Annotated in this window: 28 protein-coding genes, 1 tRNA gene and 1 riboswitch; of the genes, 13 read left to right on the top strand and 16 right to left on the bottom strand. The window is 66.5% G+C overall.

Going from position 1 to position 25,073, the window contains the following annotated elements:
* Positions 1-84: 84 nt before the first annotated feature.
* The 5 genes from ITX31_RS09635 to ITX31_RS09615 all read right to left on the bottom strand — a co-directional run bounded on the left by ITX31_RS09635 (position 85) and on the right by ITX31_RS09615 (position 3,764).
* Positions 85-798, bottom strand: a complete 714-nt coding sequence (locus ITX31_RS09635) for an IclR family transcriptional regulator (protein ID WP_194783160.1) — start codon at positions 796-798, stop codon at positions 85-87.
* A gap of 15 nt (positions 799-813) precedes the next feature.
* Complete coding sequence (locus tag ITX31_RS09630; RefSeq protein ID WP_194783607.1) at positions 814-1,638, bottom strand: metal ABC transporter permease; 825 nt, start codon at positions 1,636-1,638, stop codon at positions 814-816.
* Positions 1,639-1,673: 35 nt separating this feature from the next.
* A complete protein-coding gene (locus tag ITX31_RS09625) occupies positions 1,674-2,444 on the bottom strand; it encodes a metal ABC transporter ATP-binding protein (protein ID WP_194783159.1) in 771 nt (256 codons plus the stop codon).
* Positions 2,441-3,385 carry a metal ABC transporter substrate-binding protein gene (locus ITX31_RS09620; protein WP_194783158.1) on the bottom strand — a complete coding sequence of 315 codons (945 nt, stop codon included), beginning with the start codon at positions 3,383-3,385 and terminating at the stop codon, positions 2,441-2,443. The genes ITX31_RS09625 and ITX31_RS09620 overlap by 4 nt, the downstream gene beginning before the upstream one ends.
* A 154-nt stretch (positions 3,386-3,539) precedes the next feature.
* On the bottom strand, positions 3,540-3,764 hold the full coding sequence (locus ITX31_RS09615; RefSeq protein ID WP_152225581.1) for a hypothetical protein: 225 nt from the start codon (positions 3,762-3,764) through the stop codon (positions 3,540-3,542).
* Positions 3,765-3,927: 163 nt separating this feature from the next.
* On the opposite strand from ITX31_RS09615, the gene ITX31_RS09610 reads away from it, so the two are divergent.
* Both ITX31_RS09610 and ITX31_RS09605 read left to right on the top strand, forming a co-directional pair.
* Positions 3,928-4,446: a mycothiol transferase gene (locus ITX31_RS09610; RefSeq protein ID WP_194783157.1), complete on the top strand. Its 519-nt coding sequence runs from the start codon at positions 3,928-3,930 to the stop codon at positions 4,444-4,446.
* Between the two features lie 5 nt (positions 4,447-4,451).
* The gene (locus ITX31_RS09605) at positions 4,452-4,748 is read left to right on the top strand and encodes a hypothetical protein (RefSeq protein WP_323745632.1); all 297 of its coding nucleotides are present in this window, start codon (positions 4,452-4,454) and stop codon (positions 4,746-4,748) included.
* A 9-nt stretch (positions 4,749-4,757) separates the two neighbouring features.
* On the opposite strand, the gene ITX31_RS09600 is transcribed toward ITX31_RS09605, so the two are convergent.
* Positions 4,758-5,165, bottom strand: a complete 408-nt coding sequence (locus ITX31_RS09600) for a four-helix bundle copper-binding protein (RefSeq protein WP_194783156.1) — start codon at positions 5,163-5,165, stop codon at positions 4,758-4,760.
* Between the two features lie 167 nt (positions 5,166-5,332).
* On the opposite strand from ITX31_RS09600, the gene ITX31_RS09595 reads away from it, so the two are divergent.
* The 3 genes from ITX31_RS09595 (at position 5,333) to ITX31_RS09585 (ending at position 6,463) form a co-directional block, all read left to right on the top strand.
* A tRNA-Ala gene (locus ITX31_RS09595) sits at positions 5,333-5,405 on the top strand.
* A 145-nt stretch (positions 5,406-5,550) separates the two neighbouring features.
* The gene (locus ITX31_RS09590; RefSeq protein WP_152225587.1) at positions 5,551-5,925 is read left to right on the top strand and encodes a nuclear transport factor 2 family protein; all 375 of its coding nucleotides are present in this window, start codon (positions 5,551-5,553) and stop codon (positions 5,923-5,925) included.
* Positions 5,926-5,956: 31 nt separating this feature from the next.
* Complete coding sequence (locus ITX31_RS09585) at positions 5,957-6,463, top strand: GNAT family N-acetyltransferase (protein WP_194783155.1); 507 nt, start codon at positions 5,957-5,959, stop codon at positions 6,461-6,463.
* Here ITX31_RS09585 and ITX31_RS09580 read toward each other — a convergent pair.
* Both ITX31_RS09580 and ITX31_RS09575 read right to left on the bottom strand, forming a co-directional pair.
* A complete protein-coding gene (locus ITX31_RS09580) occupies positions 6,460-7,044 on the bottom strand; it encodes a hypothetical protein (protein WP_194783154.1) in 585 nt (194 codons plus the stop codon). The genes ITX31_RS09585 and ITX31_RS09580 overlap by 4 nt on opposite strands.
* Positions 7,041-7,640 carry a hypothetical protein gene (locus ITX31_RS09575; RefSeq protein ID WP_194783153.1) on the bottom strand — a complete coding sequence of 200 codons (600 nt, stop codon included), beginning with the start codon at positions 7,638-7,640 and terminating at the stop codon, positions 7,041-7,043. Before ITX31_RS09575 ends, ITX31_RS09580 begins: the two co-directional genes overlap by 4 nt.
* 290 nt (positions 7,641-7,930) lie before the next feature.
* On the opposite strand from ITX31_RS09575, the gene ITX31_RS09570 reads away from it, so the two are divergent.
* The 3 genes from ITX31_RS09570 to ITX31_RS09560 all read left to right on the top strand — a co-directional run bounded on the left by ITX31_RS09570 (position 7,931) and on the right by ITX31_RS09560 (position 12,252).
* Positions 7,931-10,291, top strand: coding sequence for a transglycosylase domain-containing protein (locus tag ITX31_RS09570; RefSeq protein WP_194783152.1), 2,361 nt, complete (start codon positions 7,931-7,933; stop codon positions 10,289-10,291).
* 132 nt (positions 10,292-10,423) lie between these two features.
* Entirely contained in the window at positions 10,424-11,374 is a 951-nt protein-coding gene (locus ITX31_RS09565) for an ABC transporter ATP-binding protein (RefSeq protein ID WP_323745631.1), read from the top strand.
* Positions 11,371-12,252 carry an ABC transporter permease gene (locus ITX31_RS09560; protein WP_194783151.1) on the top strand — a complete coding sequence of 294 codons (882 nt, stop codon included), beginning with the start codon at positions 11,371-11,373 and terminating at the stop codon, positions 12,250-12,252. Before ITX31_RS09565 ends, ITX31_RS09560 begins: the two co-directional genes overlap by 4 nt.
* A 64-nt stretch (positions 12,253-12,316) precedes the next feature.
* On the opposite strand, the gene ITX31_RS09555 is transcribed toward ITX31_RS09560, so the two are convergent.
* The 5 genes from ITX31_RS09555 to ITX31_RS09535 form a co-directional block, all read right to left on the bottom strand.
* Positions 12,317-13,585 (bottom strand): Nramp family divalent metal transporter, encoded by a 1,269-nt coding sequence (locus tag ITX31_RS09555; RefSeq protein WP_416354802.1) that lies wholly within the window; start codon positions 13,583-13,585, stop codon positions 12,317-12,319.
* A gap of 107 nt (positions 13,586-13,692) precedes the next feature.
* Positions 13,693-13,938, bottom strand: a complete 246-nt coding sequence (locus tag ITX31_RS09550; protein WP_194783150.1) for a PLDc N-terminal domain-containing protein — start codon at positions 13,936-13,938, stop codon at positions 13,693-13,695.
* A 388-nt stretch (positions 13,939-14,326) separates the two neighbouring features.
* On the bottom strand, positions 14,327-14,701 hold the full coding sequence (locus ITX31_RS09545) for a DUF1622 domain-containing protein (RefSeq protein WP_194783149.1): 375 nt from the start codon (positions 14,699-14,701) through the stop codon (positions 14,327-14,329).
* 80 nt (positions 14,702-14,781) lie between these two features.
* Entirely contained in the window at positions 14,782-15,096 is a 315-nt protein-coding gene (locus tag ITX31_RS09540) for a hypothetical protein (protein ID WP_194783148.1), read from the bottom strand.
* Between the two features lie 60 nt (positions 15,097-15,156).
* Positions 15,157-15,633, bottom strand: coding sequence for a hypothetical protein (locus tag ITX31_RS09535; protein ID WP_194783147.1), 477 nt, complete (start codon positions 15,631-15,633; stop codon positions 15,157-15,159).
* A gap of 126 nt (positions 15,634-15,759) precedes the next feature.
* Between ITX31_RS09535 and ITX31_RS09530 the strand changes: the two genes are divergently transcribed.
* Positions 15,760-17,058, top strand: a complete 1,299-nt coding sequence (locus ITX31_RS09530) for an MFS transporter (protein ID WP_228529122.1) — start codon at positions 15,760-15,762, stop codon at positions 17,056-17,058.
* Positions 17,059-17,080: 22 nt separating this feature from the next.
* Here the strand turns inward: ITX31_RS09530 and ITX31_RS09525 are convergent, their stop codons facing one another.
* Complete coding sequence (locus tag ITX31_RS09525; protein ID WP_194783602.1) at positions 17,081-18,571, bottom strand: amino acid permease; 1,491 nt, start codon at positions 18,569-18,571, stop codon at positions 17,081-17,083.
* 529 nt (positions 18,572-19,100) lie between these two features.
* Between ITX31_RS09525 and ITX31_RS09520 the strand changes: the two genes are divergently transcribed.
* Positions 19,101-20,627, top strand: coding sequence for an acetyl-CoA hydrolase/transferase family protein (locus tag ITX31_RS09520; RefSeq protein WP_194783146.1), 1,527 nt, complete (start codon positions 19,101-19,103; stop codon positions 20,625-20,627).
* 24 nt (positions 20,628-20,651) lie between these two features.
* Here the strand turns inward: ITX31_RS09520 and ITX31_RS09515 are convergent, their stop codons facing one another.
* Positions 20,652-21,005, bottom strand: coding sequence for a DMT family transporter (locus ITX31_RS09515; protein WP_194783145.1), 354 nt, complete (start codon positions 21,003-21,005; stop codon positions 20,652-20,654).
* A 2-nt stretch (positions 21,006-21,007) separates the two neighbouring features.
* The gene (locus ITX31_RS09510; RefSeq protein WP_194783144.1) at positions 21,008-21,322 is read right to left on the bottom strand and encodes a DMT family transporter; all 315 of its coding nucleotides are present in this window, start codon (positions 21,320-21,322) and stop codon (positions 21,008-21,010) included.
* A 9-nt stretch (positions 21,323-21,331) separates the two neighbouring features.
* Positions 21,332-21,399, bottom strand: a riboswitch (guanidine-III (ykkC-III) riboswitch).
* 409 nt (positions 21,400-21,808) lie between these two features.
* Here ITX31_RS09510 and ITX31_RS09505 point away from each other — a divergent pair.
* From ITX31_RS09505 to ITX31_RS09495, 3 genes are all read left to right on the top strand, one after another.
* A complete protein-coding gene (locus ITX31_RS09505) occupies positions 21,809-22,756 on the top strand; it encodes a nucleoside hydrolase (RefSeq protein ID WP_194783143.1) in 948 nt (315 codons plus the stop codon).
* A gap of 38 nt (positions 22,757-22,794) precedes the next feature.
* Positions 22,795-24,177 (top strand): MFS transporter, encoded by a 1,383-nt coding sequence (locus tag ITX31_RS09500; protein WP_194783601.1) that lies wholly within the window; start codon positions 22,795-22,797, stop codon positions 24,175-24,177.
* A 29-nt stretch (positions 24,178-24,206) separates the two neighbouring features.
* On the top strand, positions 24,207-25,073 hold an 867-nt coding region (locus tag ITX31_RS09495), incomplete at its 3' end, for a ribokinase (protein ID WP_194783142.1).

Genomic DNA, 25,073 nt, shown 5'->3' with positions numbered 1-25,073 from the left:
GGGGACGGAATCGCTCCGCTATGGGCGATCGTTCCGCGGCGCCGCGGAGCAGATGTTGCAAACCGGAGCGAAAGCCGGCGAAACCTAGTGCAGCTGCGCCTCGATCTGCTGCACGCTTTCGATCAACCGGGCGCCAATACCGGCATCGTCCTTCCCGGTGCCGAAATAGACAACTGACAGGGACGCCGGGAGCTGGCCGGGCACCTGTACCGGAACGGCCACCGAGCCTACCCCGTCGATCACTTCGCTGTGGCTGGTGGCATAGCCGCGGCGGCGGGCCAGCCGGGCTTCTTCCCGGTACGGCTGGCCGGGGGCGAGGCGGTTCCAGTGCTCCTCGGAGACCGCGGACTGGATCGCGATGCCGGGTGCGCCCGCGGTAAAGGAGTGGCGGGTGCCCGGGCGCTGGATCAGCGCGGTGCGGCTGTGCCGGGGTTCGACGGCAACCAGGGTGACGCAGTCGTGCTGGTCCCACACGGCGATGAATGCGGTCATGGACAGTTCGTTCGCCAGCACGGTGAGTTCCGGCAGCGCGGCGGACTGCAGGTCCCGGGACACTCCGCGGGCCAGCGCGGCGAGTCCGGGGGCGGCTGAAACCCGGCCCGCGTCGTCGCGCATCACCAGCGAATGCGCCTCCAGGGTGCGCAGGATCCGGTACGCGATGGAACGGTGCACGCCCAGGCCGGCGGAGAGCTCGGCGATGGTCAGCGGCGTCTCCGATTCGGCCAGGAGTTCCAGTGCCTGGATCCCGCGGGACAGGGTCTGGGACTGGGAGCCGGAACCGGTGGACGCAGAAGTCATGCGCCCATCATAGGCTCAGGCAGCTGCCGCACGGCGCCGCTTCCGGGCGGTGACCGCACGGCCAAGCACCCCCTGGCGTGGGCTGAAAAGGTACGCGAGGGTGAAAACTCCGCCCTGGGCCAGCACCACCATAGGGCCGGTGGCGGTGTCCAGGTAGTAGCTGGCGTAAATGCCGGCCAGTGCGCAGCCCGCCGCCAGCGCCGGGGCGATCAGCAGCATGCGGCTGAACCGGTCGGTGAGCAGGTAGGCGGTGGAGCCGGGGATGATCAGCATCGCGACTACCAGGATGACGCCCACGGCCTGCAGGGCGACCACGGAGGTGAGCGCCAGCAGCCCCAGCAGCGCCGCGCCGAGCAGCCGTGGATTGAGACCGACGGCGTGGGCCTGGGTTGGGTCGAACGCGTACAGGGTGAAGTCGCGGCGCTTGAACAGCAGCACGGCCAGGGTCAGCCCGGCCAGGACGGCGACCTGCGCCAGGTCCGCGGAGCTGACACCGAGGAGGTTGCCGAAGATGATGTGGTTCAGGTCCGTCTGGCTAGGTGTCACGGAGATCAGCACCAGTCCCGCGGCGAACAGTGTGGTGAAGACGATGCCGATCGCGGCATCCTCCTTGATCCGGCTGGTATCGCGGACCAGGCCGATCAACCCGACGGCCAGGAACCCGAAGAGCATCGCACCCAGCGCTAACGGCGCACCCGCCACGTACGCCAGCACGACGCCGGGCAGCACGGCATGGGACACGGCGTCGCCCATCAGGGACCAGCCAATCAGCACCAGCCAGCAGGAGAGCACCCCGCACACCACCGATGCGGTCACGGCGGTGGCCAGGGCGCGGAGCATGAAGTCGTAGGCCAGGGGTTCGGCCAGCAGGTCAATCACGGGTTGGCTCCTTCCGCTTCCGCTGCCGTTGCCGGTGTGCCGTCCGCCAGGACGTCCAGCCCGAATGCGCGGGCCAGCTGTTCCGGGCGGAGAACCTCTTCCGGGGACCCGTGTGCCAGGACCCGGCGCATCAGCAGTACCGCCTCGTCGGCCAGCTGCGGGAGGGCGTGCAGGTCGTGTGTGGACACCAGGACGGTCCGCCCGTCCGCTGCGAGTTCACGAAGCAGGCCGGTGATGGTTGCCTCGGAACGCTTGTCGACGCCGGCGAACGGCTCATCGAGCAGCAGCACCGACGCACCCTGGGCTATGCCGCGGCCCACGAAGGCACGTTTCTTCTGCCCGCCGGAGAGCCGGCCGATCTGCCGGTCTGCCAGATCGGTCAGTTCCACCCGCGCCAGCGCGTCGGCGACGGCGTTCCGGTCGGCGGGGCGCGGCCGGCGGGTGGGGCCCAGATGTCCGTAGCGTCCGGTCATCACCACGTCCCGGACACTGACCGGAAAGGTCCAGTCCACGGCCTCGCTCTGCGGAACGTAGGCGACCAGGCCGGACCTGCGCGCCTTGGCAGGGGCAAGCCCGCTGAGCCTCACCGTTCCGGCGTCCGGTTTCACCAGGCCCATGAGGGACTTGAACAACGTGGACTTGCCGGAACCATTCATGCCTACCAGCCCGCAGACCCGGCCCGGCTGGACGGCGAGGCTGACGCCGTCGAGCGCCGGAACGTCGTCGTACCTAACCGTGACGGAGTCCAGTTCAAGCGCGGCGGTCACTGTCCGCCGGACCCGGTGAGCGCGCTGATGATGGTCCGGGTGTCGTGCCGGATCAGGTCGAGGTAGGTGGGTACCGGCCCGCCCTGTTCGGAAAGCGAGTCGACATACAGGACGCCGCCGAACGCCGTACCGGTGGCCTTGACCACCTGCTGCATGGGGGCGTCGGAGACGGTGGACTCGCAGAAGACTGCGGGAACCTCGTTCTCCCGAACGAACTCGATGGCGGCGGCGATCTGCTGCGGGGTGGCCTGCTGCTCGGCGTTGACGGCCCAGATGTAGCGCTCGCTGAGGCCGGCGTCGCGGGCCAGGTAGGAGAACGCGCCTTCACACGTGACCAGGGCGCGCTGGTTTTCCGGCAGGGCGCCGAGTTCAGCGACCAGCTCGTCCTGGACGTCCTGCAGCTCCTGCTTGTAGGCCTCGGCATTGGCGCGGAAGGCTTCTGCGTTGTCCGGATCCAGTTCGGCGAAGGCCGCCGCCATGTTATCCACGTAGACCTGCGCGTTCAGCGGAGACATCCAGGCATGCGGATTGGGCAACCCCCGATAGGCGTCCTCGGCGATGTTCACCGGGCTAATGCCGCTGCTCACCGTCACCCGCGGAACCTCGAGGTCCGCGGTGAACTGCTCGAACCAGGCCTCGAGGTTCATGCCGTTGTCAAGGATGAGGTCTGCCTGCGAAGCCCTGCGGATATCCCCGGGGGTGGGCTCATAGCCGTGGATTTCGGCGCCGGGCCTGGTGATGGATTCGACCTGGAGGTGGTCCCCTGCGACGTTCGCGGCAATATCCGCCAGCACCGTGAAGGTGGTCAGGACCACGGGCTTGTTGTCGCCGGAGCCGGAGCCGGAGCCGGAGCCTGCGCTGCCGGAGCAGGCTGTCAGGACGAGGAAGAGTGCGGCGGCCGGCAACGCTGCCAGCCGGCGGAAACGAGGGGAGGAACTCATGCCGAAACCATAAGTTCGGCAGCATGATTAAACAAGTTCGCTTAACCGAACTTAGACCCGGACACGGGATCGGGACGCGGAATTGGACGCGCGGTTGTTGCGCGGGGCAGCGGCCCGCATCGGGTTGACCGTAGCGCTGTGACCGGGTTTGGCGTCAGGGAAGGCGGCGGCGGCTCAGCAGGCCGGATCCCAGCAGGAGCAGCCCGCCGGCCAGGGGCCACCACAGGTACATCGATATTGTTCCGCCCACGAAGGCCGTAACCAGCACAGCGATCATCACGGCGCTGACCAGCAGCACCCCCGCCACGATCCGGGCCCGTCCGCGGTGCGGGGGCGGGATAGGCGGCAGCCAAGTGGGGCGCTCATCGATCCACTCCATCCGGTCAGTGTAGAAGTGAAGGAGCCGTCTGCCACCCCGCTCCCGGTAAATTATTTTCGGGTGCGCCGAACCCGGGCCCGCCGGCGTCGTGCATCCCTTTTCTCTGCGGCGCTGAACTGGCACAGTGGCGTGCAACCACTTCCAAACCTGCGGAGGAGTACGTATGGAATCGAGCGACCTGTTAGTTGACGCATTCGGCCGGCTCCCCTCCACCGTGCGGCGGGTGGTGCACGGACTGAGCGCGAAGGACCTGAACCACCGGCCGTACCCGGACGGGAACTCCATCTCCTGGCTTGTCTGGCACCTCGCCCGGGTGGAGGACGCCCAGGTGGCGGCTGTCGCCGGGCACCAGCAGGTGTGGACCGCCGAAGGCTGGGTGGACCGGGTGGGCCTCCCGCTGAAGGCCGAGGATACCGGGTACGGGCACACGTCCGAGCAGGTTGCCAAGGTACAGGTGCAGTCCGCTGAGGTGCTGCAGGGTTACTACGACGCCGTGAGCGCCCGGACCATTGACTTCGTCTCCGGTCTGTCCGCGGAGGATCTGGACCGGGTGGTGGACACGTCCTGGGATCCGCACGTGACCCTCGGGGTCCGGCTCGTCAGTTCCCTGGCCGACTGCCTGGAGCATGCGGGCCAGGCCGCCTACGTGCGGGGGATGCTGGCTGCCGGGGGACCGTCGTGAATATCGTGACGAGCCTGTCGGAGTCCTTCAAGGCCATGGCGGTGGCTCGCGCCTACGGTGAACCCGTGCAGGTCGGCTCCGAGACCCTGATGCCGGTGGCACTGGTCCAGGCCGGTTTTGGCGGCGGGGGAGATGCCGACGGCGACGGCGGGGGAGGCGGCGGCGGACTGGTCCTGCCGCTTGGGGTTTATGCCGGAAAGGAGGGCGGGCCGGCGGTGTTTCGGCCGAACCCGGTGGCGCTGATCGCGGTCATGACCCCGCTGGCGTGGGTCCTGATGCGCGGGATGCGCTCGCGGAGATAGGGCGGCGCACTACGAACCGATGGTCAGCAGCAGCGCATCGCACGCAGAAGCGCAGCGGTGGCAGGCCTCGGCGCAGATGCGGCAGTGGTCGTGGGCAGCGGCGTGCTGCTCACATTCACCCGCACACCGGCGGCACGCCGCGGCGCAGGCGCGGACAAGCTCGACGGCGGATGCGTAGTCCTTCCCCGCCCTGGCCAGCACTTTTCCGGTGGCCGCACAGACCTCCGCGCAATCCAGGTCTGTGCGGATGCAGCTGACCATATCCCCGAGCATGTCCTCGCCGAGGCAGGCATCCGCGCACGCAGTGCAGGTCTGGACGCAGTCGAAGCACGCTTCGATACATGCGGCGAGTGCTTCCATGTCCACAGTGGAGTTCCCTGCCGGGTGGGACGTCAGCATGTCTTTGATCAGGCTCATCGCGTGCTCCTTGTTTTCGGTGGCTTGCCGGGTCCGGCTCGGGCATGCCGCGAGCCTAGCCAAGTGCCGGCAAAGCCCTCAAGGACCGTGCGGCATTTTGCCCCCGGACTAGGCGGGTGCATAGAATCGGCGTAGCCTGACAAGGCCGGTTGCCCGGTTCAGGCTTTGGGGCTTTAGCTCAGTTGGTAGAGCGTTTCGTTCGCAATGAAAAGGTCAGGGGTTCGATTCCCCTAAGCTCCACAGGGTTCGGTCCCGCCCTCTCCGCCCAGCGGGGAGGGCGGGACTTTTTTATGCCCGAGTATGAAGTTCCCAATGGGTGTCAGGGGAGCGGTTCGGCCTATATTTGCCGCAGCCACGTAACGCACATCACACGGAGGAATAAAGCGTGAACAACAAGGAACTGGTCCTCGATTTCTACGAGAAATACAACAACCGCGACGTCGAGGGCGTCATGGCCTACCTGGGGGACACCTACATCCAGCACAACCCCTGGGTGGCCGACGGCCCCGAAGCGTTCCGCCGTTTTGTGACCTACCTGCGCGAGAACTATCCGGACGGCCGCAATGAAGTGAAGCGCGCGATTGCCGACGGCGACCTGGTGGCGCTGCACGTCCACTCCCGCCGCGTTCCGGGCGAAGAAGGCCGGGCCATCGTGGACATCTTCCGGGTCGAAGACGGAAAGGTCGTTGAGCACTGGGACGTCATTCAGCCGATCCCCAAAGAGATCTACCCGCCCATCAATGACAACGGTTACTTCTAGCCAATCCGCCGTGCCCGTTTAAGCTGGAGGGATGCTGCCCCGGGACACCCCCAGACTCCGGTTCCGTGAGATGACACCGGAGGACCTTGACCTCATGGCCGGCCTGCTGGGCGATCAGGAGGTCATGGCGTACTACCCGGCACCCAAGACCCGGGACGAGGCGGCCGCCTGGATCGCCTGGAACGAGGCAAACTATGCCCGCCACGGCTACGGTCTCTGGATCGTGGAGACGCACGACGGCGAGTTCCTGGGGGACTGCGGCCTCACCTGGCAGAGGATCAACGGCGAGAAGACCGAGCTGGAAGTCGGCTATCACATCCGCTGCGACCGGCAGGGCCGCGGCTACGCGACGGAAGCTGCTGCGGCCTGCCGGGATTTCGCCCGTGAAACCTTGCTCGAGCCCCGGCTGGTTGCCATCATCCACCCCGAAAACGCTGCCTCGCGGCGGGTAGCGGAGAAACTGGGCATGTCCCCGGTCGACGAGGACCACGGCGGACCCATCCAGGTGCGAACGGTGATGGGCATGAACCTCAGCTAGGCGGACTCCCGGCCGTGCCGGTAGCCCCGGCGGACCTCGGCGATGGCCCGGGCAATGTTCGGGTCCCGCCCGGAGGCCGTCATGATCGTGTCGAAGTCCGTCAGCCCCACGTCGCCGTGGCGGACGGTCACTTCAATCTCCGTCCGTTTGGCGCTGTGCGGGCGGCACGGCTGTCCCGCCATCACCGGGTTTCCCGCCAGCGCGGCGCGGCCGGTGCGCACCATGCGCATCTCCCCGCCGACGTCATCCCGGAAGCGGAAGGTCTTCCCCTTCCTGGCGGTCATCAGTTCACGCCACTGCTCGCGCTGCAGCGTCGGCGCAGCGGGGAAAAACTGCGCGACGGCGCCGTTCAGGGCGGCGGTCTCCGCTTCCTCCCGGCGCGGGCGCAGGACGAGCCGCTCCCGAAGGATGAGAAGCGGGTAGACCACCAGGAGGACGGCAAGCGCCACGGCGATGAAATTGAACCCGCCGAAAATGATGAACGCGGCGGCTGTAAAGACCAGCCGGCTCACTGCCTTTTCCGAATATGTTCGCGGCGGCGTATACGGAACTCCCACCCGCACGCTGGATTCTTCACTCATGCCCATCCGCCTTTCAGCTCTGCCAGGGCTTCTGCTTCCCGCGCCAGCCGGGTGGCTTCGCGCAGCTCTGTATCGAACGTGTTGCCGGGACCGGCAGGAATCCCGGCGGACAGGCCGCCCAGCCCGTCCAGCCTTAACCGGCTCTGCTCCACGGTGACGGCGAGGCGCAGCTCAGCCTGTGCCTTAACCAGGTCTGCCAGCAGCTGGTGGACCTTCTCCCGCCGGGAGCGGATTTCCGTGAGATGGGCGTCGGCCATTTCCTCGCGGTCAGCCGCCAGTGAGTGCATGCGCCGCGCCGTCCCGGCCAGGGTCAGGACGGCCGGGGAAGGGCTGGCAGGCATGACCTTCTCCACTGCTTCCCGCCGCAGCCGGTAGGCCTCGGCGACCGAGGCGAAATGGGCGGCCGTTTCTCCCGCCACCCGTTCCTGTTCCTCAAGGGTTCGTCCAGCTGCCCGGGCTGAGACCATGGCAGTTTCAAGCCGCGCATGGATTTCGTCGTGGTGGGCCCGAGGCGGCGGAAGCGTCCCACGCCGCGCATCGATGTTCGCCCGCAGGCTGCTGCCCGCTCGGCGCAGATCGTGGAGTAACCGGGCCATGATTCTCCTCAGCCGGGAATGGTTCCGGACTCCCGATGCCCCTCGGCTCTCTGCCTGGAGCCGCCGTGCATCAGAAGGAAGTGTGCAGGAGTCTAGCAGTGGCGGACAGCAGCCGGGATGGGGTTGCACAGATTAGTTGGGCGCCCGCCGGGAGATCTCCCGGCGTGAGTCCTGCCACGTGCGCCGCGTGTGGATTATCCCTATCTGCCGCCCGGATGCAACGGTGCGGTCCGGTATCGGCCGCTCAACAGAACCAGAAATCCCATGTTCCTGCGTTATGCTCCCATATCATGGCTGCGCGTAAATCCTCCGTGTTCACCACGGCAACCACCTTCGGACGCCTGCTCTCCTTCCTCGGGGTCAGTGTGCTCTGCGGAGTGCTCACTGCAGGGCTGTTCGTTCCCATGGCCGCAGGAGCCGGATCAGCGGCATCGGCCTCCATCACCTTCTTCGACGGACTGCCCGCGGACCTGGAGCGAGCCACGCTGGCCACGCCCACCCGGATCGTTGCGGCGGACGACTCGCTGATCGCCACGCTGTACGAGGAGAACCGCCAGCCGGTCACCTTCGACCAGATCTCCCCGCACATGGTGGACGCACTGCTTTCAGTCGAGGACTACCGCTATTACGAACACGGCGGCGTGGACGTGCAGGGCATTTTCGGAGCCATCGCCAGCAACGTGGCCAGCGGAACCAACCGCGGCGCCTCCACCATCACCCAGCAGTTCGTCACGAACGTGCTGATCAACTCCGCCAATGAACGCGGGGAAGAAGCCACCTACAGCGGCAGCAAGGGTGTCTCCGACAAGGTTCGGGAAATCCGGCTGGCCATCGCCGTAGAAAACGAGATGACCAAGGACGAGATCCTTGAGGGCTACTTCAACATCGTTCCCTTCACGGGCAACACCTATGGTGTGCAGGCGGCGTCGCAGTACTTCTTCAGCAAGGACGCCAAGGACCTGAACATCCAGGAATCCGCGCTGCTGGCCGGTCTGGTCAACGGCCCGGGCTACTACGATCCCCAGACCTATCCCGAGCGGGCGCTGGAGCGCCGCAACCTGGTCCTGGGCACCATGCTCGAACACGGCAAGATTGACCAGGCGCAGTACGACGCCGCCGTTGCCACTGGCCTGGACCTCAACGTCACGCCCACCAAGCAGGGCTGTGTTGCCGCCGAGCAGGCACCCTACTTCTGCGACTACGTGAAGAACCTGATCCTCAACAGCGAAGAGTTCGGTGCCACCAAGGCCGAGCGTGAGTCCGTCCTCTACCGCTCCGGCCTGACGATCAAGACGACGCTGGACCCGGCGGTCCAGCAGGCCGCCCAGGACGCGGTCAACGACACTGCCAGCCCGGACACCACCGCCGGCCAGGTGGGCCACTCGATGATCAGCCTGCAGCCGGGTACCGGCAACATCCTGTCCATGGCGCAGAACACCCGTTTCACCCCGGGGGACAACCCCGGCGACTCGGTGCTGAATTTCAACGTGGACCAGTACCAGGACGGGGATAAGGAAAAGAGCCTGGGCGGTATTGGCGGCTTCCAGCCCGGTTCGACCTTCAAGCCGTTCACCGTTGCGGCCTGGGTTGACGCGGGCAAGTCCCTCGGCACCCAGCTGGACGGGCGCAAGAAGACCTATCCGCAGGGTGACCGCTGGACGGCAAGCTGCCTCGACGGCGGCGCCTACGTTGAAGGCGCAGCCAACGGCTGGACCCCGCAGAACTACGGCGACACCAACTATGGAGACGCCACCGTGCTGCGCGGGCTGGCCCAGTCACTGAACACCATCACCTTCTCCACCGCCAAGCAGCTGGATCTGTGCCGGATCATGGAGATTGCCGAGTCCATGGGCATCCACGACGGCAAGAGCGCGTCCGGGCAGGAAGAATCCCTGTCCGTCAACCCGTCTGCCCTGATCGGCGGCGTGGAAGACGTCTCGCCGATGGCCATGGCGCAGGCCTTCGCCGGCTTCGCGGCCGAGGGCAACGTCTGCGAGCCGCGGGCACTGCTGGAAGTCACCGCAGCCAACGGCAAGACCTACGACGTGCCGGAACCCGACTGCGAACAGGTGATCTCCAAGGAGACCGCCCGCGGCGTGAACTATGCGACGCAGGAAGTCATGAAGTCCGGTTCCGGGTCGCAGCTGTTCTACGGCGGCCAGCCCATGGCCGGCAAGACCGGAACCAATGACTCCCGGTCACAGACCTGGTTCATCGGCTACAACTCGGGAATGGCAACGGCCAGCTGGATCGGCAACTGGAAGGCCGGAAACGAGTCCCTGTCCGGTCTGGAGATTGGCGGCCGCCTCTACCCCGAAATCGACGGCTCGCTCATCGCTGCCCCCTCCTGGGCGAAGTTCATGCAGCAGGCCGGCAGCCTGTACCCCGGCGAGCCCTTCGCCAACCCGCCGGGCAATCTCCTGACGAATCCGACTCCCAGCCCGAGCCCGACGAAATCCGAAGAACCCGAGGAGGAGGAGGAGAAGCCGGCCCCCAAGCCGTCGGCCACTCCGGTTCCGCGCCCAACCGTCGAGCCTCCGGCACCCGAGCCCACCCCCACCACGGCTTCTCCGGAGCCCACCCCCTCAACACCGGCAGCCGTGGTGCCGAGTCCAAGTGACACCAAGACCCCGGAGGCTGGCAGCCCCTAGGGACTGCCTCACCGCGGCAGGAAAAACTGCAAGTCAGGACGGAAGGCCCCGAGTCGGATAGTGTTTCCGCTCGGGGCCTTCCGCGCTCCCTCCGCCGGCTGCGCCGGGCGGAGAACTCTTCTGGAGGATCAAGTGACGAAAAACCTGCCGGCCATATCGGTCCGGGGCCTCACCAAGAGGTACGGCGCAAAGACGGCGGTGGATGACCTGTCCTTCGACGTGGAAGCCGGAAGTGTGTTCGCTTTCCTGGGCACCAACGGGGCAGGAAAGTCCACCACCATCAGCTGCCTCACCACCGCCATCGCCTTCGATTCCGGCTCGGCCGAAGTAGGCGGGCATGACGTACGTTCCGCAGGTGAGGGCGTCCGTTCCCGGATCGGCGTCGTCTTCCAGGAATCCGTCCTCGACCCGCTGCTGACCGGCCGGGAAAACCTGCGCGTGCGTGCGCGCTTCTACTCCGCGGACCGCGCGGACAACGAGGCGCGCATCAGCGAGCTGTCAGACTTGATTGGGCTGGGCAGCTTCATTGACCGCCGCTACGGAACCTACTCCGGCGGCCAGCGCCGGCGCGTGGACATTGCCCGGGCACTGCTGCACGCACCGCCCATCATCTTCCTGGATGAGCCCACGGCCGGGCTGGACCCGGCCAGCCGTGCAATCGTCTGGTCCACCATCCATGACCTCCGTGACCGGCACGGACTGACAGTCTTCCTCACCACGCACTACATGGAGGAAACGGAGGAAGCGGACCGGGTCTGTATCATCGACAGCGGCCGGATCATCGCCGACGGCACCCCCGCGGAGCTGCGCGCCGCGTACAGCTCCAGCATCCTGACCATTACGACGGCGGACCGGGCAGGCCTCACGGCGGCGGCGGCGGAACTGGGCGGCTCCGTGGAAAGCGCGGAAGGCGCCGTCGTACGCATTGGCGTGGAGACCGCCCAAACGGCCCGGCAGATCCTGGCCCGGCACGGGGCCTCCGTGCAGGACTTCGAATTCCGCCACGGCACCATGGACGACGTTTTCCTGGCCCTAACAGGCCATGGGATCCCCGCCCCGGCGGTTGAAGGAGCCGAGAAATGAACGTTGTCCTGGACATCACCACCCGTAACCTGCGGCTCTTCTTCCGCGACCGGCTGGGGGTGTTCTTCTCCCTCGTCTCCGCCCTGGTGGTCTTCCTGCTGTACACCCTGTTCCTGGGCAACCTGCAGACTGAAGGGCTGGGCCAGTCCTTCCCGCAGGCCACGGAGGACGAGATCCGCGGCTTTGTGGACAGCTGGATGTTCGCCGGAATCCTGGGCATCACCACCATTACGACGGCGCTGGGCGCCATGGTGGTGTTCGTGGAGGACTCCGGGTCCGGCCGATTCCAGGACTTCCTGGTCTCGCCGATCCGGCGGGAGAAGCTGATTCTGGGCTACCTGCTCTCCGCCGTGCTGATCTCCATGGTCATGACGGCATTGGTGCTGGTGGTGAGCCTGGTGTACCTGTTCGTGGTCAGCGGTGTGACCCTGGCCGCCGTGCCCCTGCTGAAGATCTGCGGATACCTGACGCTGGCCTGCTTCGCCTTCTCTGCCCTCAGCGCGTTTGCCGTGTCCTTTATCCGCACTCCGGGAGCCTACTCCGCGCTGTCCACAATCGTCGGCACCGTGCTGGGCTTCATCGCCGGGTCCTACATTCCGGTTGGCAATTTCCCCGAGGGCGTGCGCCAGTTCGTGAGCGCCCTGCCGTTCCTTCAGTCCTCCATGCTGGTTCGGCAGGAAATGACCGCAGAAACACTGCCCGCCATGACTGGGGACCAGCCTGCGGCGATCGAGGAACTGCAGGGCGTCTTCGGCATCACGGCGCAGGTGGGGGACTGGCAGGTGGGTGCCTGCTACGTGGTCTTTGTGCTGCTGGCGATGACCGTGGTGTTTACCCTTGCGGCGGCCATCCGAATCCGCGGGCGGGTCCGCGCCTAGTCGTCTTGGACAGCGTCCCGGAGCCCGCTTCGGGCTCCGGACCCAGCCGGCGATCCCTGCGGGGCTACCCGGAGCCCGTGAACGTCAGGTACAGCAGCACGGCGTTCAAGGTGATCAGCAGGCCGGCCACCAGGGCGCCCAGGGCGGTGGTCCACCACCGGTTGCGGTGTTCGCCCATCAGGTCTGCCCGCGTGGTCAGCCACAGCAGCGGCACCAGGGCGAACGGGATGCCGAAGGACAGCACCACCTGGCTCAGCACCAGCGCCCAGGTCGGGTCAACCCCGGCAGCCAGGATGGCCAGTGCCGGCAGCAGCGTGATCAGCCGCCGCAGCAGCATGGGAATGCGCACCTTGAGCAGTCCCTGCATGATCTCCGCACCCGCGTAGGCGCCGACCGACGTCGAAGCCAGGCCGGACGCCAGCAGGCCCAGTGCGAAGAGCAGCGCAACGCCGCTGCCCAGGGCACTGCCGATCGCGGCGTGGGCACCTTCCAGGGTGTCCGTGCCCTCCACCCCCTGCAGGGATGTGGCCGCCAGCAGCAGGATGGCTAGGTTGACGGTGCCGGCCACCGCGAGGGCAATGGTCACGTCCCAGCGGGTCGCGCGGATCAGCGTGGAGGTTGTCAGCCCGGCGCTGCGCTGCGGAAAACGGTCCCGGGTCAGCGCGGAGTGAGCATAGATCGCATGCGGCATGACCGTGGCCCCGAGGATCGATGCCGTGAGCAGGACCGAATCCGGGCCGTCGAACCGCGGAACCAGGCCTTCCGCCACGGCGCCGGGATCCGGGGGAGCGACGAAGATGCCGGCGGTGAAGCCGACGGCGATGATCGCCATCATCGAAACAATCACGTATTCGAAACTGCGGTGCCGTCCGCTGCCCTGCAGGGCCAGCACCGCCATGGACACACCGCCGGTGATCACACCGCCAAGCAGCAGCGGAAGGTCAAAGAGCAGCCAGAGCGCGACGGCGCCGCCAATCACCTCGGCGACGTCGGTGGCCATGGCCACCAGCTCAGCCTGCAGCCAGTACAGCCTCCGGCCAGGAGCGGAACGGACCCGCGCGCCGAGCAGCTCAGGCAGGCTGCGTCCGGTGGCCAGGCCCAGCTTCGCGGAAAGGTACTGCACCAGCCACGCCATGACGTTTCCGGCGACCACTACCCACACCAGCAGGTAACCGAAGCGGGCGCCGGCGGTCATGTTGCTGGCCACGTTGCCCGGGTCCAGGTAAGCCACCCCGGCGACGAGCGCCGGGCCAAGAAGCCAGGGCAGCCGTGTGCGCGCCCTGGGTCGGGTGGCCCGGGGCATAGGGTCCGGTGGGGCGGCCTTATGGAGCATAAGGCCAAGGTAACACCGAGAGTTCGGAGCACCTAACAGTTTTTAGCAGGTGTGCTCAACAATTCCGGACCCCGTGACCCAGGGCGCAGTGCGGCACGGCCCGGCACCTATGCCAGCGGGTCGGTTCCGGACTCTCCGGCAGCTGCCGCGCGGGTGCTGTGCTGGAGAACAGCCAGCCAGGCCAGCGCGCCCGCGACCGGAAGCAGGAGCACCACCGCGAACCAGAACACCCGCCTTCCTCCCGTGGTTTCCCCGGTCCGGAACAGGCTGATCAGCGCACCGGCCGTCAACGTCAGGACAAGCAACGCAAGCAGCACTGCGGCAGGAATCCACATGAGGAAATCAACGGACATGGTCGGTGCACTTTCAGGCTGGCCAATAGGAAGTAGAGCAGGAAGCGCGGGGGGGGCACTGCGTGCCGGAAGAGCTGATCGGCCAGTGCTACACGAAAGACTATGGCTCGCCCGGCCGCCGCGGCATCATCCCTGAAGATGACTTTCGGATATGACGGCATCATCCCTTGGTTCCCGGGTGGGGAGCGGCGGTGACTAGGGTTGCAGCATGCCTGAGCGTCCGTCCGCGTCCCGTACCTTCACCGCGGCCATGGCCGGAGCAAGCCTTCCCATGGCGCTGCTGATGCCGCTGTAGATCACCGCAGGACGGATACTCTTTGGGGTCGAGGGGCACCTGGTTTCGGTCTTCGCGCTGACCGGACCGGCTGACCGGCAGCCCGCGGCACATCTATGACTCCTGTCCAGGGCTGGCTGCCTGGACCGGGTAGGGCGCCCGCTGCCACGGCAGCCGGCCGGTTACCTCCAGCTGCAGCGAATAGCTCAGGAAGGTCCGGATGAGCACGATCACCGCGAGCACACCGAGGGACTCGAACGTGGGTGTCACCGCGACCGTACGGATGATATCCGCGGCCACCAGCAGCTCAAGGCCCAGCAGGATGGCCCTGCCCAGCTGCTGCCGGTACACCTCATAGACCCTTTCGCTGCGCTGCAGCAGTCCACGGGCGGCAAGCACGGAAGCTACGAAGGCGCCGGCCACAATCGCGGCAACCCCGGCCAGGTCCACTACGGAACCGGCCGTCTCAATGAAGTAATGAAAGTCCATCCCGGTGACCGCTCCTGCCCGCCTGGAAGGTACCCTGCGCACGCTTCACCATCAACTGAGCTCCAGCCGGCGGCGTGGTGTCAACGCGCGGCGGCCCCGGGGGCGTGCAGGGACGGATAGTAGAACTCGAAGTCGTCATACGGATCCCGCCAGGCTGAATCGTCCCGCGCAATACGCGCGACGGCGGCTGCCGGCACCCAGCGGTTGTGGGCCTGGCCGTCGTCGTCGATCCAGTGCACCAGCACCTCGCTGCGCGTCCACGCTACGGCTTTGCCGTCCACCATCGTCGTCCCGAAGCGGCAGCGCACGTACGGTTCCTGCCGGTACGGGGCATGTGACACCGGGTGGCGGGCCGAGGGGCTGCGGAAGGGGACTGCATGTGCGGTAAGGGTCATGCGCCTACTGTTGCCGACGGCACTGACATTGGGTCCGCGGAAGGGCCGCGGACGGCCAGGTTAGGAAGCCAGGTCCCGCCATTTCGCGGCGGCACGGTTACCCAGGGAAGCGCTGCTGTCCTTCACCTTCCGCGGAATCATGCGGATGACCGGAGCCAGATCGGCACGCACCGAACGCTGCGGCTGGACCGGACGGGCGGTCTCGAAACGCTGGGTCTGTGCAGGACGCTGCGGCTGCGCCGGAGCCTGCTGCGATGCAGTCTGCTGCGCTGTGGTTTTGCCCGGCCGGTTCATCAGCAGGTAGGCCAGGGCAACGGGTGCAATCAGCAGGGAAATCAGGGTGAGGGTGCCTAGGGCATAGAGCGCCAGCATGGCGTAGAAAGGCCGGTCGAAGAGGGACGCCACAAAACCGGCGCTGCCCAGGAGCATCCACAGCCAGAAGATGATGAGGGCGCCCATGACGGTGCGGGCGCGGCGGAAAAGCATCACGGAGCGACGGCGTGCCGAAGGCGCGCTTGCCTGAGACTCACTGCCCATTTCGTTCTCCCCCAGCTACAAGAGCCCAAGACCGGCGGACCCTACCGCTGATATTAGTCCCTTTTGGTCCGTAACTCTGGCATACACAGGCAACAATGGTTTGTGTCGTTCTCCGAGAGGAATATTTTGCGCTCCGCCCCCGGCCCCGGTTTGCTGTTCGTGCTGGTCTCCGCCATGGGAGCCGGGCCGGTCATGAACTACGGTATCTCCGCTACCAGCACGCTGATCATGGCTGAACTAGGCATCAGCGAATCCCAGTTCGGCCTGCTCGCGGCCACCTGTTTCGCCAGCGCTGCGCTGTCCTCTATGTCCCTGGGCCGGCTGAGCGACCGCGTCAGCTCACGCTCCCAAATGCTGATCATCTTTGGCGGCACGGCCCTGGCCCTGGTGCTGATGGCCGTGTCCGGGAACTACCTGTGGCTGCTCGTAGCCGTCCTGCTGTCCGGGCCGGCACAGGCCATCTCCAACCCCACCACCAACCGGATCATCATCCACGCGGTCCAGCCGGGAAAACGGCCGGGGTGGATGGGCATCAAGCAGTCCGGCGTGCAGGCCAGCCAGCTGTTTTCCAGCCTGTTCTTCCCGGCCGCGGCCCTGTTCGCGGGCTGGCGCGGAGCCGCCGTCGGAGCAGCACTGGTGCTGGGCCTGCTGCTGGCCTACGCCTGGCAGCGGCTGCCGGCAGAACCCCGTGGAACGTCGGGAACGGAGCGGGAACGTCCGTCCGCCGAACGCCGTTTCCCGGCGTCGGTGTGGCTGCTGGCCGCATTCGCGCTCTTCTCCGGTGCAGGCATGCAGGCCACCAACGTCTACCTGCCGCTGTTTGCGCAGCGGGAACTTGGCTTCTCGCTGCTGCTTGCCGGCGCCACGGCCGCGGCCGCCGGAGTGGTGGGGGTGGCCTCCCGGGTGCTGTGGGGCCGGCGCATGGCCGAAGGCATCCGTGCCTCAACCCTGTTGCTGATCCTGGCCGCCGGGGCCATCTGCGGCGCGGCGCTCCTGCTGGCCGCCGGAGAAACCGGCAACCCGGCGCTGCTCTGGGCCGGTGTGGTATTCCACGGCGCGTCCGTCCTCGGCGTGAACGTCGTGGTAATGGCCGGCGTCCTGCGCGAGGTACCCAAGGAACGGGTGGGAGCGGCGTCGGGCGCCGTATCCCTGGGCATGTACGCCGGGTTCGCCACCGGCCCCCTGGCGATGGGCCTGCTCCTCGAATACTCCGGGGCCTTCCTGGACGGCTGGATCTTCATCGGAGCGTCCTACCTGGTGTGTGTGCTGGTGGGCCTGGCCTATCTCCGGCTCGGCCGGCGGGCGGCCGGATCCGGTTTTCACAGTTCCGGCACAGCAGCGGATCAGGACGGCGAACGCCCCGAAGGGGAGATCGGAACCGGAAGGGACGCGGCCGGGACCGGAAACCCCCACCGGCCGGAGTAGGGCCCCTGCCATCCGGACTGGCCTAACCCGTGCTGCCCGGTTCCGGCGAGGTGGAGGGAGTCCGCCCGGTTCCGCCGGAGTCTGTGTGCCGCGGGCTGTCCGGGTTCAGCAGCGAGTGTTTCCGGCTGTAGAACCAGTACACGGCCATTCCGATCAGCAGCCAGACGGCGAACCGCAGCCAGGTTTCCCAGTGCAGCTGGGAAATGAGGAAGGCCGAGGCCAGCACACCGAATGCCGGGATCCAGGGCATCAGCGGGAGCCTGAACTCCCGCGGAGCATCCGGCTGGGTTCGGCGCAGCACAATAACGGCGATGCAGACCACCACGAACGCTGCCAGGATGCCGATGTTGGTCAGGTCCGCCACGGCGCGGATCGGGAAGAAGCCGGCGAGCAGGGCGGAGACACCGCCGGCAATCCAGGTCACGCGCTGCGGGGTGCCGTTGGAGTCGGTGCCGGAGAACCACCTCGGCAGCAACCCGTCCCGGCTCATCGAGAACCAGACCCGGGTCACACCGAGCAGGAACGTCAGCATCACGGTGAGGATGGACAGCACAGCGAACGCCGAGATCACGGTGGCGATCACCGGCAGCCCAACGTTCTGGAACGCGGAGGCAAACCCCGCCGTCGGGCTGATCTCGGTGTAGTTCTGCATGCCGGTGAGCACCAGGGTGGCCAGGACGTACAGCACCATGGCTATGCCGAGGGACAGCAGGATGGCCTTGGGCATGTGCTTCTTGCCGTCCTTGGCCTCTTCCGCCGCAGTGGACATGGCGTCATAGCCGAACACCGCGAAGAACACCGTGGCGGCACCGGTGAATACCGGCCCGAAGCCGTTGGGCAGGAACGGGGTGTAGTTAGAGGTGTTGATGAAGAAGATGCCCAGCCCAATAATGAACAGGATCAGCAGGACCTTCAGGCCCACGGCCACCAGTTCAAACCGGCCGAACGTCTTGGTGCCGCGGCTGAGAATGAACGTGATGAACAGGCAGACCACCAGTGCCGGCAGGTTGACCAGCCCGCCTTCCACGACGTCGCCCGTGCCCTGCATCCACACCGGCACGTCCAGCCCGATTCCGGCCATGAACTCGGTGAAATAGCCCGAGATGCCGATGGCGACGACGGCGACGATCGCCGTGTACTCAAGCAGCAGGTCCCAGCCGATGAACCAGCCAATGATCTCCCCCAGAGCCACGTAACCGTAGGTGTAGGCGGACCCGGCACGCGGCACCATTCCGGCGAATTCCGCGTAGGACAGCGCTGCCGCGGCGCTCGCAAGCCCGGCGATCAGGAAGGAAATCAGGACCGCAGGACCCACGCCCTCGGCGTCGGCCCCTCCGTTTGCAACCAGGCCCGCCAGCGTAAAGATGCCGATGCCGATGATGCCGCCCACGCCGATGGCGGTCAGCTGCCACAGGCCCAGGCCCTTGAAGAGCTTGGAACCGGAGACCTCGTCTTCGGTCAGCTCGATGGGCTTGCGCCGGAAGACGGAGGTTCCTCTGTTGGCCGCGGACATATTGGCTCCCTGGGCATCTTGGACGGTGGTGCTGCATGGAAGTATCTGCCCCGCAGGCCGCGGCCGGAACCCTATGCGGTCTTTTCCCCGTCCGTCCCGGCAAAGCGTGTCCCCGCACGGCCAGGGCGCAGCCCCCGCGGGGACTGCGCCCTGGCCTGTGACGCGGCCTTGCTCCTCGGCGGTACGGGTGGTCTGTTCCGCGAGGGTGTCCCAGATGGACGTGTCGGCGGTTCCGATGTAGTCGACGTCGTAGGCGCGCAGCACGTTGTTGTGCAGGGCCTGCGTTTCCGGCTGGATCTTCGCCACGTGGTCCCGGTTCAGGCCCGTCCCGGTGGCGTTGGCGCGGGTGAAGGTGCGGCCGCTGTGTCAATCGAAGGGCCCGCAGTCTTCCCTTTTCGTTGGGTGTCCTATATAAGGCCACGTCAGAGCGGCTTTCCAGCCCTCCGCTGGGTGCGGCTTCAACCTCCGAATGTGAGCTGCCGCTCAGCTGCGGATAGTGTTGATTGATTCGTTCTTTGAAAGGCCAGTTATGCGCGACCGTATTTCCCATCCCGGACTCTCCGAACTCATCATGTCTGCGGAGCAGGCCGCGGCGATGATCAAGCCGGGGATGACGGTGGCGATGAGCGGCTTCACGGGCGCCGGCTACCCCAAGGCCGTGCCGCAGGCACTCGCCTCCCGGATCGAAGAAGCCCACGCGCGCGGCGAGGACTTCCAGATCAAGGTGCTGACCGGTGCCTCCACCGCCCCGGAGCTCGACGGCGTGCTGGCCAGGGCCCGCGGCATGGAACTGCGCCTGCCGTACCAGTCGGATCCCACGCTGCGGAAACGGATTAACGACGGCGAACTTGAGTACATCGACATCCACCTGGGGCACGTTGCCCAGTACGCCTGGTTCGGGTTCTACGGCCATATTGACCTGGCCGTCATCGAGGTAGTGGGCATCAACGAGGACGGCAGCCTGATCCCGTCCTCCTCAGTGGGCAACAACAAGACCTGGATTGAGCAGGCGGACCGGATCATTCTCGAGGTCAACATTCAGCAGCCGGCCGCGATGGACGGCATGCACGACGTCTACTACGGCACCGCGCTGCCCCCGCACCGGAAGCCGATTATGCTGGTCAACCCGGATGACCGGATCGGTGAGCCCCACCTGCGCCTGGACCCGGAAAAGGTGGTTGCCGTCGTCGAAACTGATGCCCCGGACCGCATGACCCCCTTCGCCGCACCGGACGAAACTTCGCAGCAGATCGCCGGGCACCTGCTTGACTTCTTCGAATCCGAGATTCAGGCCGGACGCCTGACGGACAAGCTGCTGCCCCTGCAGTCCGGCGTCGGCAACATCGCCAACGCCGTGCTGGCCGGACTCTCCGGCGCCGGGTACGCCGGACTCACCGCGTACACCGAGGTCATCCAGGACGGGATGCTGGAACTGATCCGCGACGGCGTAATCCGGGTGGCATCGGCCACCTCCTTCTCACTGAGCCCGGCGGGGATCGAGGAGTTCAACTCCAACATCGAGTTCTACCGCCAGCGGATCATCCTGCGGACCCAGGAGATCTCCAACCACCCGGAGCTGATCCGCCGGCTGGGCTGCATCGCCATGAACGGCATGATCGAAGCGGACATCTACGGCAACGTGAACTCCACCCACGTGGGCGGCACCGCCATGATGAACGGCATTGGCGGCTCCGGGGACTTTGCCCGCAACGGTTTCCTGTCTGCGTTTATGTCACCGAGCACGGCAAAGGGCGGGAAGATTTCCGGAATTGTGCCGATGGCTTCCCACGTGGACCACACCGAACACGACACGATGCTCATCATCACCGAGCGCGGCCTGGCGGACCTGCGCGGGCTGTCCCCGAAGCAGCGGGCCCGGACGATCATCGACAAATGCGCCCACCCGGACTTCCAGCCGCTGCTGCAGGACTACTTCGACCGTGCCAGCCGGGAGTCGGTGGGCAAGCACACCCCGCACCTGCTCGACGAGTCCCTGGCCTTCCACCAGCGGTTCGTGGAGACCGGTACCAGCCTTCCGGAGACGGTGAGCAGCTGACTACTGCGCGGGAATCGTCCTCGGTCAGGGGTCGAGTGACTTTCCGGCGGGCACGGGATCCGGCTTGTCCACGAACTTCAGGCCGATCACGCAGCCGATGATCCCGGCCAGGAAAAGTACCTTGAGCACACCGGGTTCCTCGGTGCCGGTGAACATGGCCCAGGCCACCGTGAGCACGGCGCCCAGACCCGTCCACACCGCGTAAGCGGTACTGATGGGGATGTGCTTCATGGCGTAGCCCAGGCCCGCCATGGACAGGGCGGCCGCAACGGCGAAGATGATCGACGGCGCTAGGACGGTGAACCCGTTGGAAGCTTCCAGGGCGGTGGCCCAGACGGCTTCGAGAACGGCGCTGAGCAGGAGGATGATCCAGGCCATGGCTAGGCCACCAGCTTCAGGCCAACAACGCAGCCGACGATTCCCATCAGCAGCACCACCTTGAGAACAGTGGCTTTTTCGCCGCCGAACAGCATGGCGTAGCCGGCCGTCAGCACGGCGCCGATCCCCACCCACACCGCATACGCGGTGCCCACCGGGATGCCGAGCATCGCCCAGGCGAGGCCTGCCATGCTGGCTGCCAGAGCAAGGACGAAAATTATCGTGGGAACGGGTTTCTTGAAGTTGTTCGACTTCCCCAGCGCTGTAGCCCATACGGCTTCAAGCATTCCGGAGGCGATGAGGACAACCCATGACATGGCTAGCTCCTTGGCCAGTCTTGTCGCGTGCCGGGTACTGAACCGTCGTCCGGGGGCCGGAGTATTCACGGCCCTGCCACTACGGTAGCAAATCCTGGATTTCCGTGCCGCGCGCTGCACCTGTGTTGCACCAGACTACGGACCCGGATGAAGGCGCCGGCGGCAAGGAACCGGAGCCAAGGGGCGCGGCAAAGGATATGCACCCGGCCGTGGTGCAGCAAATCGGCCCGGCGGCGGCACGCAGCCGGTTTCGAGGGGCGGCAAATCGAGCCTGCAGACGCCGATATCGTTAACGGTGTGCCCGCCCAGCACGGGCCTTAGCGCTGACCGGACCCCTTCCTTGAAAGCCGGCCCCGGCAGCAGCCAAGACACTCCTGCACTCCGTTGCGTACGCACTGCTGCGCCCGCCCGGAGTGCCAGAGCGGGGCACTGCGACGCCGGGATTACGGTCCCTGGCGTTTGGAACCTCAACGAAGCGGAGAAGCAATGCCCCACAAGATCATCCTGGACTGCGATCCCGGCCACGATGATGCGGTCGCCCTGCTGCTGGCACACGGCAGCCCGGAGATCGACCTCCTGGCGGTGACCACCGTCGTCGGAAACCAGACACTGGAGAAGGTGACACGCAACGCGCTGGCGATTGCCCGTGTTGCAAATATCACAGGCGTACCCTTCGCGGCCGGCTGTGACCGTCCCCTGGTGCGCACCATCGAAAACGCGCCGGACATCCACGGCGATTCGGGCATGGACGGTCCCGTGCTGCCCGAACCAACAGTGGAACTGGATCCGCGCCACGCCGTTGACCTCATCATCGACACCGTGATGTCCCATGAACCGGGCACAGTCACGCTGGTTCCCACCGGCGGTCTGACCAACATTGCGATGGCCGTGCGCAAGGAACCCCGCCTGGCCCAGCGGGTCAAGGAAGTCGTCCTGATGGGCGGCGGCTACCACGTGGGCAACTGGTCCGCTGTGGCCGAGTTCAACATCAAGATTGACCCGGAAGCCGCCCACATCGTCTTCAACGAGAAGTGGCCGCTGACCATGGTCGGCCTGGACCTCACCCACCAGGCGCTGGCCACGGACCAGGTCGCCGAGCGCATCGCCGCCGTCGGCACCAAGCCGGCCAAGTTCGTTGGCGAACTGCTCGAATTCTTCGGCCACACCTACAAGGACGCCCAGGGCTTCGACTTCCCGCCCGTACACGACCCCTGCGCCGTCGCGTATGTAATCGACCCGTCGGTAATGACCACCCAGCGCGTGCCGCTGGACGTCGAGCTGACCGGAACCCTCACCCTGGGCATGACCGTGGCGGATTTCCGTGCCCCGGCCCCGGCTGACTGCAACACCTCCGTTGCCATGGAACTGGACCAGGACAAGTTCTGGGGCCTGGTGGTAGACGCCCTCGAGCGCATCGGCGAGGTGGACCTGTGAGCGCCACCGCCCAGCGACGCGTCAATGTAGGCGCGCTCATGGCGGCGCTGCTGGCCGCCTGCGTTGCGTTCCAGCTCAACGCCTCCATGCTCTCCCCGGCGCTGGTCACCATCGAAGAGGAACTGAACACCACCTCTGCCGCCGTTGGGCTGACCCAGACGGCGTTCTTCACCGCCGCCGCACTGTTCTCCCTGTTCCTGCCGCGGCTGGGCGACATTATCGGCCGCAAGAAGGTCCTCGCCGGAATGCTGATCGTGCTGACCATCGGTTCGGTGGTCGCGGCCCTTGCCCCCAGCATCGAGGTCCTCTTCGTGGCCCGCCTGATCCAGGGTGTCTCCGGACCCGTGGTTCCGCTGACGCTGATCATGCTGCGCGTCGAAATCCGCGACGCCAAGCTCTACGGCACCCTGATGGGCGTCATCACTGCCGTCAACGGCGGCATTGCGGGCGTCGACGCCATCGCCGGAGGCTACCTGGCGCAGAACCACGGCTTCGCTTCAGTTTTCTGGGCCATGGCTGCCGTTGGCGCCGTCGCCACCGCGCTGCTGCTCTTCCTGGCACCGGAATCCACTGCGGATAAGAAGGAAAAGATGGACTGGGTCGGCGTCGTGCCGCTGGTCATCTCCGTTGGCACCCTGCTGACCGCCTTCAACGAAGCCGGCAAGCTGGCGGACGCCAACTGGCCGCTGGTCATCGGACTGATCGTGGTGGCCGTGGCTGCCTTCGCCGTGTTCTGGAAGGTCGAAAACCGCACCGAACAGCCGCTGGTGGCCACCTACCTGCTGAAGCAGCGCTCCACCTGGGCCCTGCTGCTAACCACACTGCTGACCATGACCGGCGTCTTCGCCGTCATGAACGGCATCATTCCGGCGCTGGCGCAGGACGGCGTCATCGGCTTCGGCATGGCTGCTGAGGAATCCGCCTGGTGGACCCTGACCCCGTACGCCCTTGCGGGCCTGATCGTCGGCCCGATCGCCGGGCGCCTGGCCGCGACCCTCGGCTACGGCAAGGTACTCCGCATCGGCATGATCGGTTCGGTCATTGGCCTGACGCTGGTGCTCCTGGTGGTGGGCAGCGACTCGAAGCTGGGCCTGCTGGGCGTTTCCCTGCTGATCGGCATCACCTACGCGGGCATTGGAAACATCATGCTCAACGGCCTGGGAATTGTTCTCTCGCCCAAGGAGAACCCGGGCTTCCTGCCGGGCCTGAACGCGGGTGCGTTCAACCTGGGTGCGGGCCTGAGTTTCGCCGTCATCTACGCGGTGAAGACTGCCACCACGCCGTCCGACGGCGGCGCCGGAGGCTACTACGGCGGTATTGTTGCCGGTCTGATCATCCTGGTGCTGGCCCTGGCCGCATCCTTCCTCATCCCCAAGCCCGTGACCGCTGAGGTGGCTGAATCCGCCCCGGCTGACCGCTGACGCCAGTCCGTTCTCAAGGAGAATCCCGCATGCCTGCAGGAAAAGTCGTAGTCGTAGGGTCGCTGAATGCTGACCTGACCGTCCGCACCGAGCGCTTTCCTTCCCCGGGGGAGACCCTCAACGGGTCAGAGCTTGTAATCGTCCCCGGCGGCAAGAGCGCCAACCAGGCGGCTGCCGCAGCGATCCTGGGTGCAGATGTACGGCTCTTCGGTGCCGTGGGCGCCGACGGGAACGGGGACCTGCTGCTCGAAGCCGCTTCCAGCGCCGGCGTCGACGCGTCCCGCGTGCTGCGCCGCGCCGGTACCGCCACCGGTACGGCCATGATCGTGGTGGATGCGGCCGGGGAAAACACCATCATCGTTTCCCCGGGCGCCAACGGAACCGTGACCGGCGGTGAACTGCCCGCGGACCTGTTCGACGGCGCCGCGGTGCTCACACTGAGCCTGGAGGTTCCGCTGGAAGCGGTGACTGCGGCGGCGAAGGCAGGGCACGACGCCGGCGCCCAGGTGCTGTTGAACCTCTCGCCTTACCGGGAGGTTCCGGCGGAACTGCTCGAGCTGACCGACGTTCTGCTGTTGAACGCACACGAGGCGGCCCTGGTGACGGGGCTTGCGGACCCTTCCGCGGACTGGGAAGCGGTCATCGCTGCCCTGGACGCACTCGGGGTGCGCCGGACCATCGTCACCCTCGGCGGGGACGGCGCCGTCGTCCTGGACGGAACAGCAGCAGGCGACGGGCGTGTGGCGGACGTTGCCTCCACCAAGGTCACCGCAGTGGACACCACGGGCTGCGGCGATGCCTTTACGGCAGCCACCGCAGCCCGGCTCGCTGCCGGGGAATCCCTGGCAGGCGCCGCCCGGTTCGCTGCCCGCGCCGGCGCGCTGGCTGCCACCCGT

The organism is Arthrobacter gandavensis (assembly GCF_015355785.1).
Lineage (GTDB): Bacteria > Actinomycetota > Actinomycetes > Actinomycetales > Micrococcaceae > Arthrobacter_B > Arthrobacter_B gandavensis_A.
Note: the sequence above shows the minus strand (reverse complement) of the source record. Positions and strands in the feature narration are given on the sequence as shown.

Bases quoted from the DNA above. Each gene is read 5' to 3' on its own strand.
- ITX31_RS09510 (WP_194783144.1), bottom strand. From the start codon at position 21,322: ATGTCATGGGTTGTCCTCATCGCCTCCGGAATGCTTGAAGCCGTATGG.
- ITX31_RS09515 (WP_194783145.1), bottom strand. From the start codon at position 21,005: ATGGCCTGGATCATCCTCCTGCTCAGCGCCGTTCTCGAAGCCGTCTGG.
- ITX31_RS09600 (WP_194783156.1), bottom strand. From the start codon at position 5,165: ATGAGCCTGATCAAAGACATGCTGACGTCCCACCCGGCAGGGAACTCC.
- ITX31_RS09535 (WP_194783147.1), bottom strand. From the start codon at position 15,633: ATGGGCAGTGAGTCTCAGGCAAGCGCGCCTTCGGCACGCCGTCGCTCC.
- ITX31_RS09575 (WP_194783153.1), bottom strand. From the start codon at position 7,640: ATGGCCCGGTTACTCCACGATCTGCGCCGAGCGGGCAGCAGCCTGCGG.
- ITX31_RS09580 (WP_194783154.1), bottom strand. From the start codon at position 7,044: ATGAGTGAAGAATCCAGCGTGCGGGTGGGAGTTCCGTATACGCCGCCG.
- ITX31_RS09545 (WP_194783149.1), bottom strand. From the start codon at position 14,701: ATGGACTTTCATTACTTCATTGAGACGGCCGGTTCCGTAGTGGACCTG.
- ITX31_RS09560 (WP_194783151.1), top strand. From the start codon at position 11,371: ATGAACGTTGTCCTGGACATCACCACCCGTAACCTGCGGCTCTTCTTC.
- ITX31_RS09550 (WP_194783150.1), bottom strand. From the start codon at position 13,938: ATGTCCGTTGATTTCCTCATGTGGATTCCTGCCGCAGTGCTGCTTGCG.
- ITX31_RS09635 (WP_194783160.1), bottom strand. From the start codon at position 798: ATGACTTCTGCGTCCACCGGTTCCGGCTCCCAGTCCCAGACCCTGTCC.
- ITX31_RS09505 (WP_194783143.1), top strand. From the start codon at position 21,809: ATGCCCCACAAGATCATCCTGGACTGCGATCCCGGCCACGATGATGCG.
- ITX31_RS09500 (WP_194783601.1), top strand. From the start codon at position 22,795: ATGGCGGCGCTGCTGGCCGCCTGCGTTGCGTTCCAGCTCAACGCCTCC.
- ITX31_RS09520 (WP_194783146.1), top strand. From the start codon at position 19,101: ATGCGCGACCGTATTTCCCATCCCGGACTCTCCGAACTCATCATGTCT.
- ITX31_RS09620 (WP_194783158.1), bottom strand. From the start codon at position 3,385: ATGAGTTCCTCCCCTCGTTTCCGCCGGCTGGCAGCGTTGCCGGCCGCC.
- ITX31_RS09615 (WP_152225581.1), bottom strand. From the start codon at position 3,764: ATGGAGTGGATCGATGAGCGCCCCACTTGGCTGCCGCCTATCCCGCCC.
- ITX31_RS09630 (WP_194783607.1), bottom strand. From the start codon at position 1,638: ATGCTCCGCGCCCTGGCCACCGCCGTGACCGCATCGGTGGTGTGCGGG.
- ITX31_RS09610 (WP_194783157.1), top strand. From the start codon at position 3,928: ATGGAATCGAGCGACCTGTTAGTTGACGCATTCGGCCGGCTCCCCTCC.
- ITX31_RS09585 (WP_194783155.1), top strand. From the start codon at position 5,957: ATGCTGCCCCGGGACACCCCCAGACTCCGGTTCCGTGAGATGACACCG.
- ITX31_RS09540 (WP_194783148.1), bottom strand. From the start codon at position 15,096: ATGACCCTTACCGCACATGCAGTCCCCTTCCGCAGCCCCTCGGCCCGC.
- ITX31_RS09555 (WP_416354802.1), bottom strand. From the start codon at position 13,585: ATGCTCCATAAGGCCGCCCCACCGGACCCTATGCCCCGGGCCACCCGA.
- ITX31_RS09570 (WP_194783152.1), top strand. From the start codon at position 7,931: ATGGCTGCGCGTAAATCCTCCGTGTTCACCACGGCAACCACCTTCGGA.
- ITX31_RS09525 (WP_194783602.1), bottom strand. From the start codon at position 18,571: ATGTCCGCGGCCAACAGAGGAACCTCCGTCTTCCGGCGCAAGCCCATC.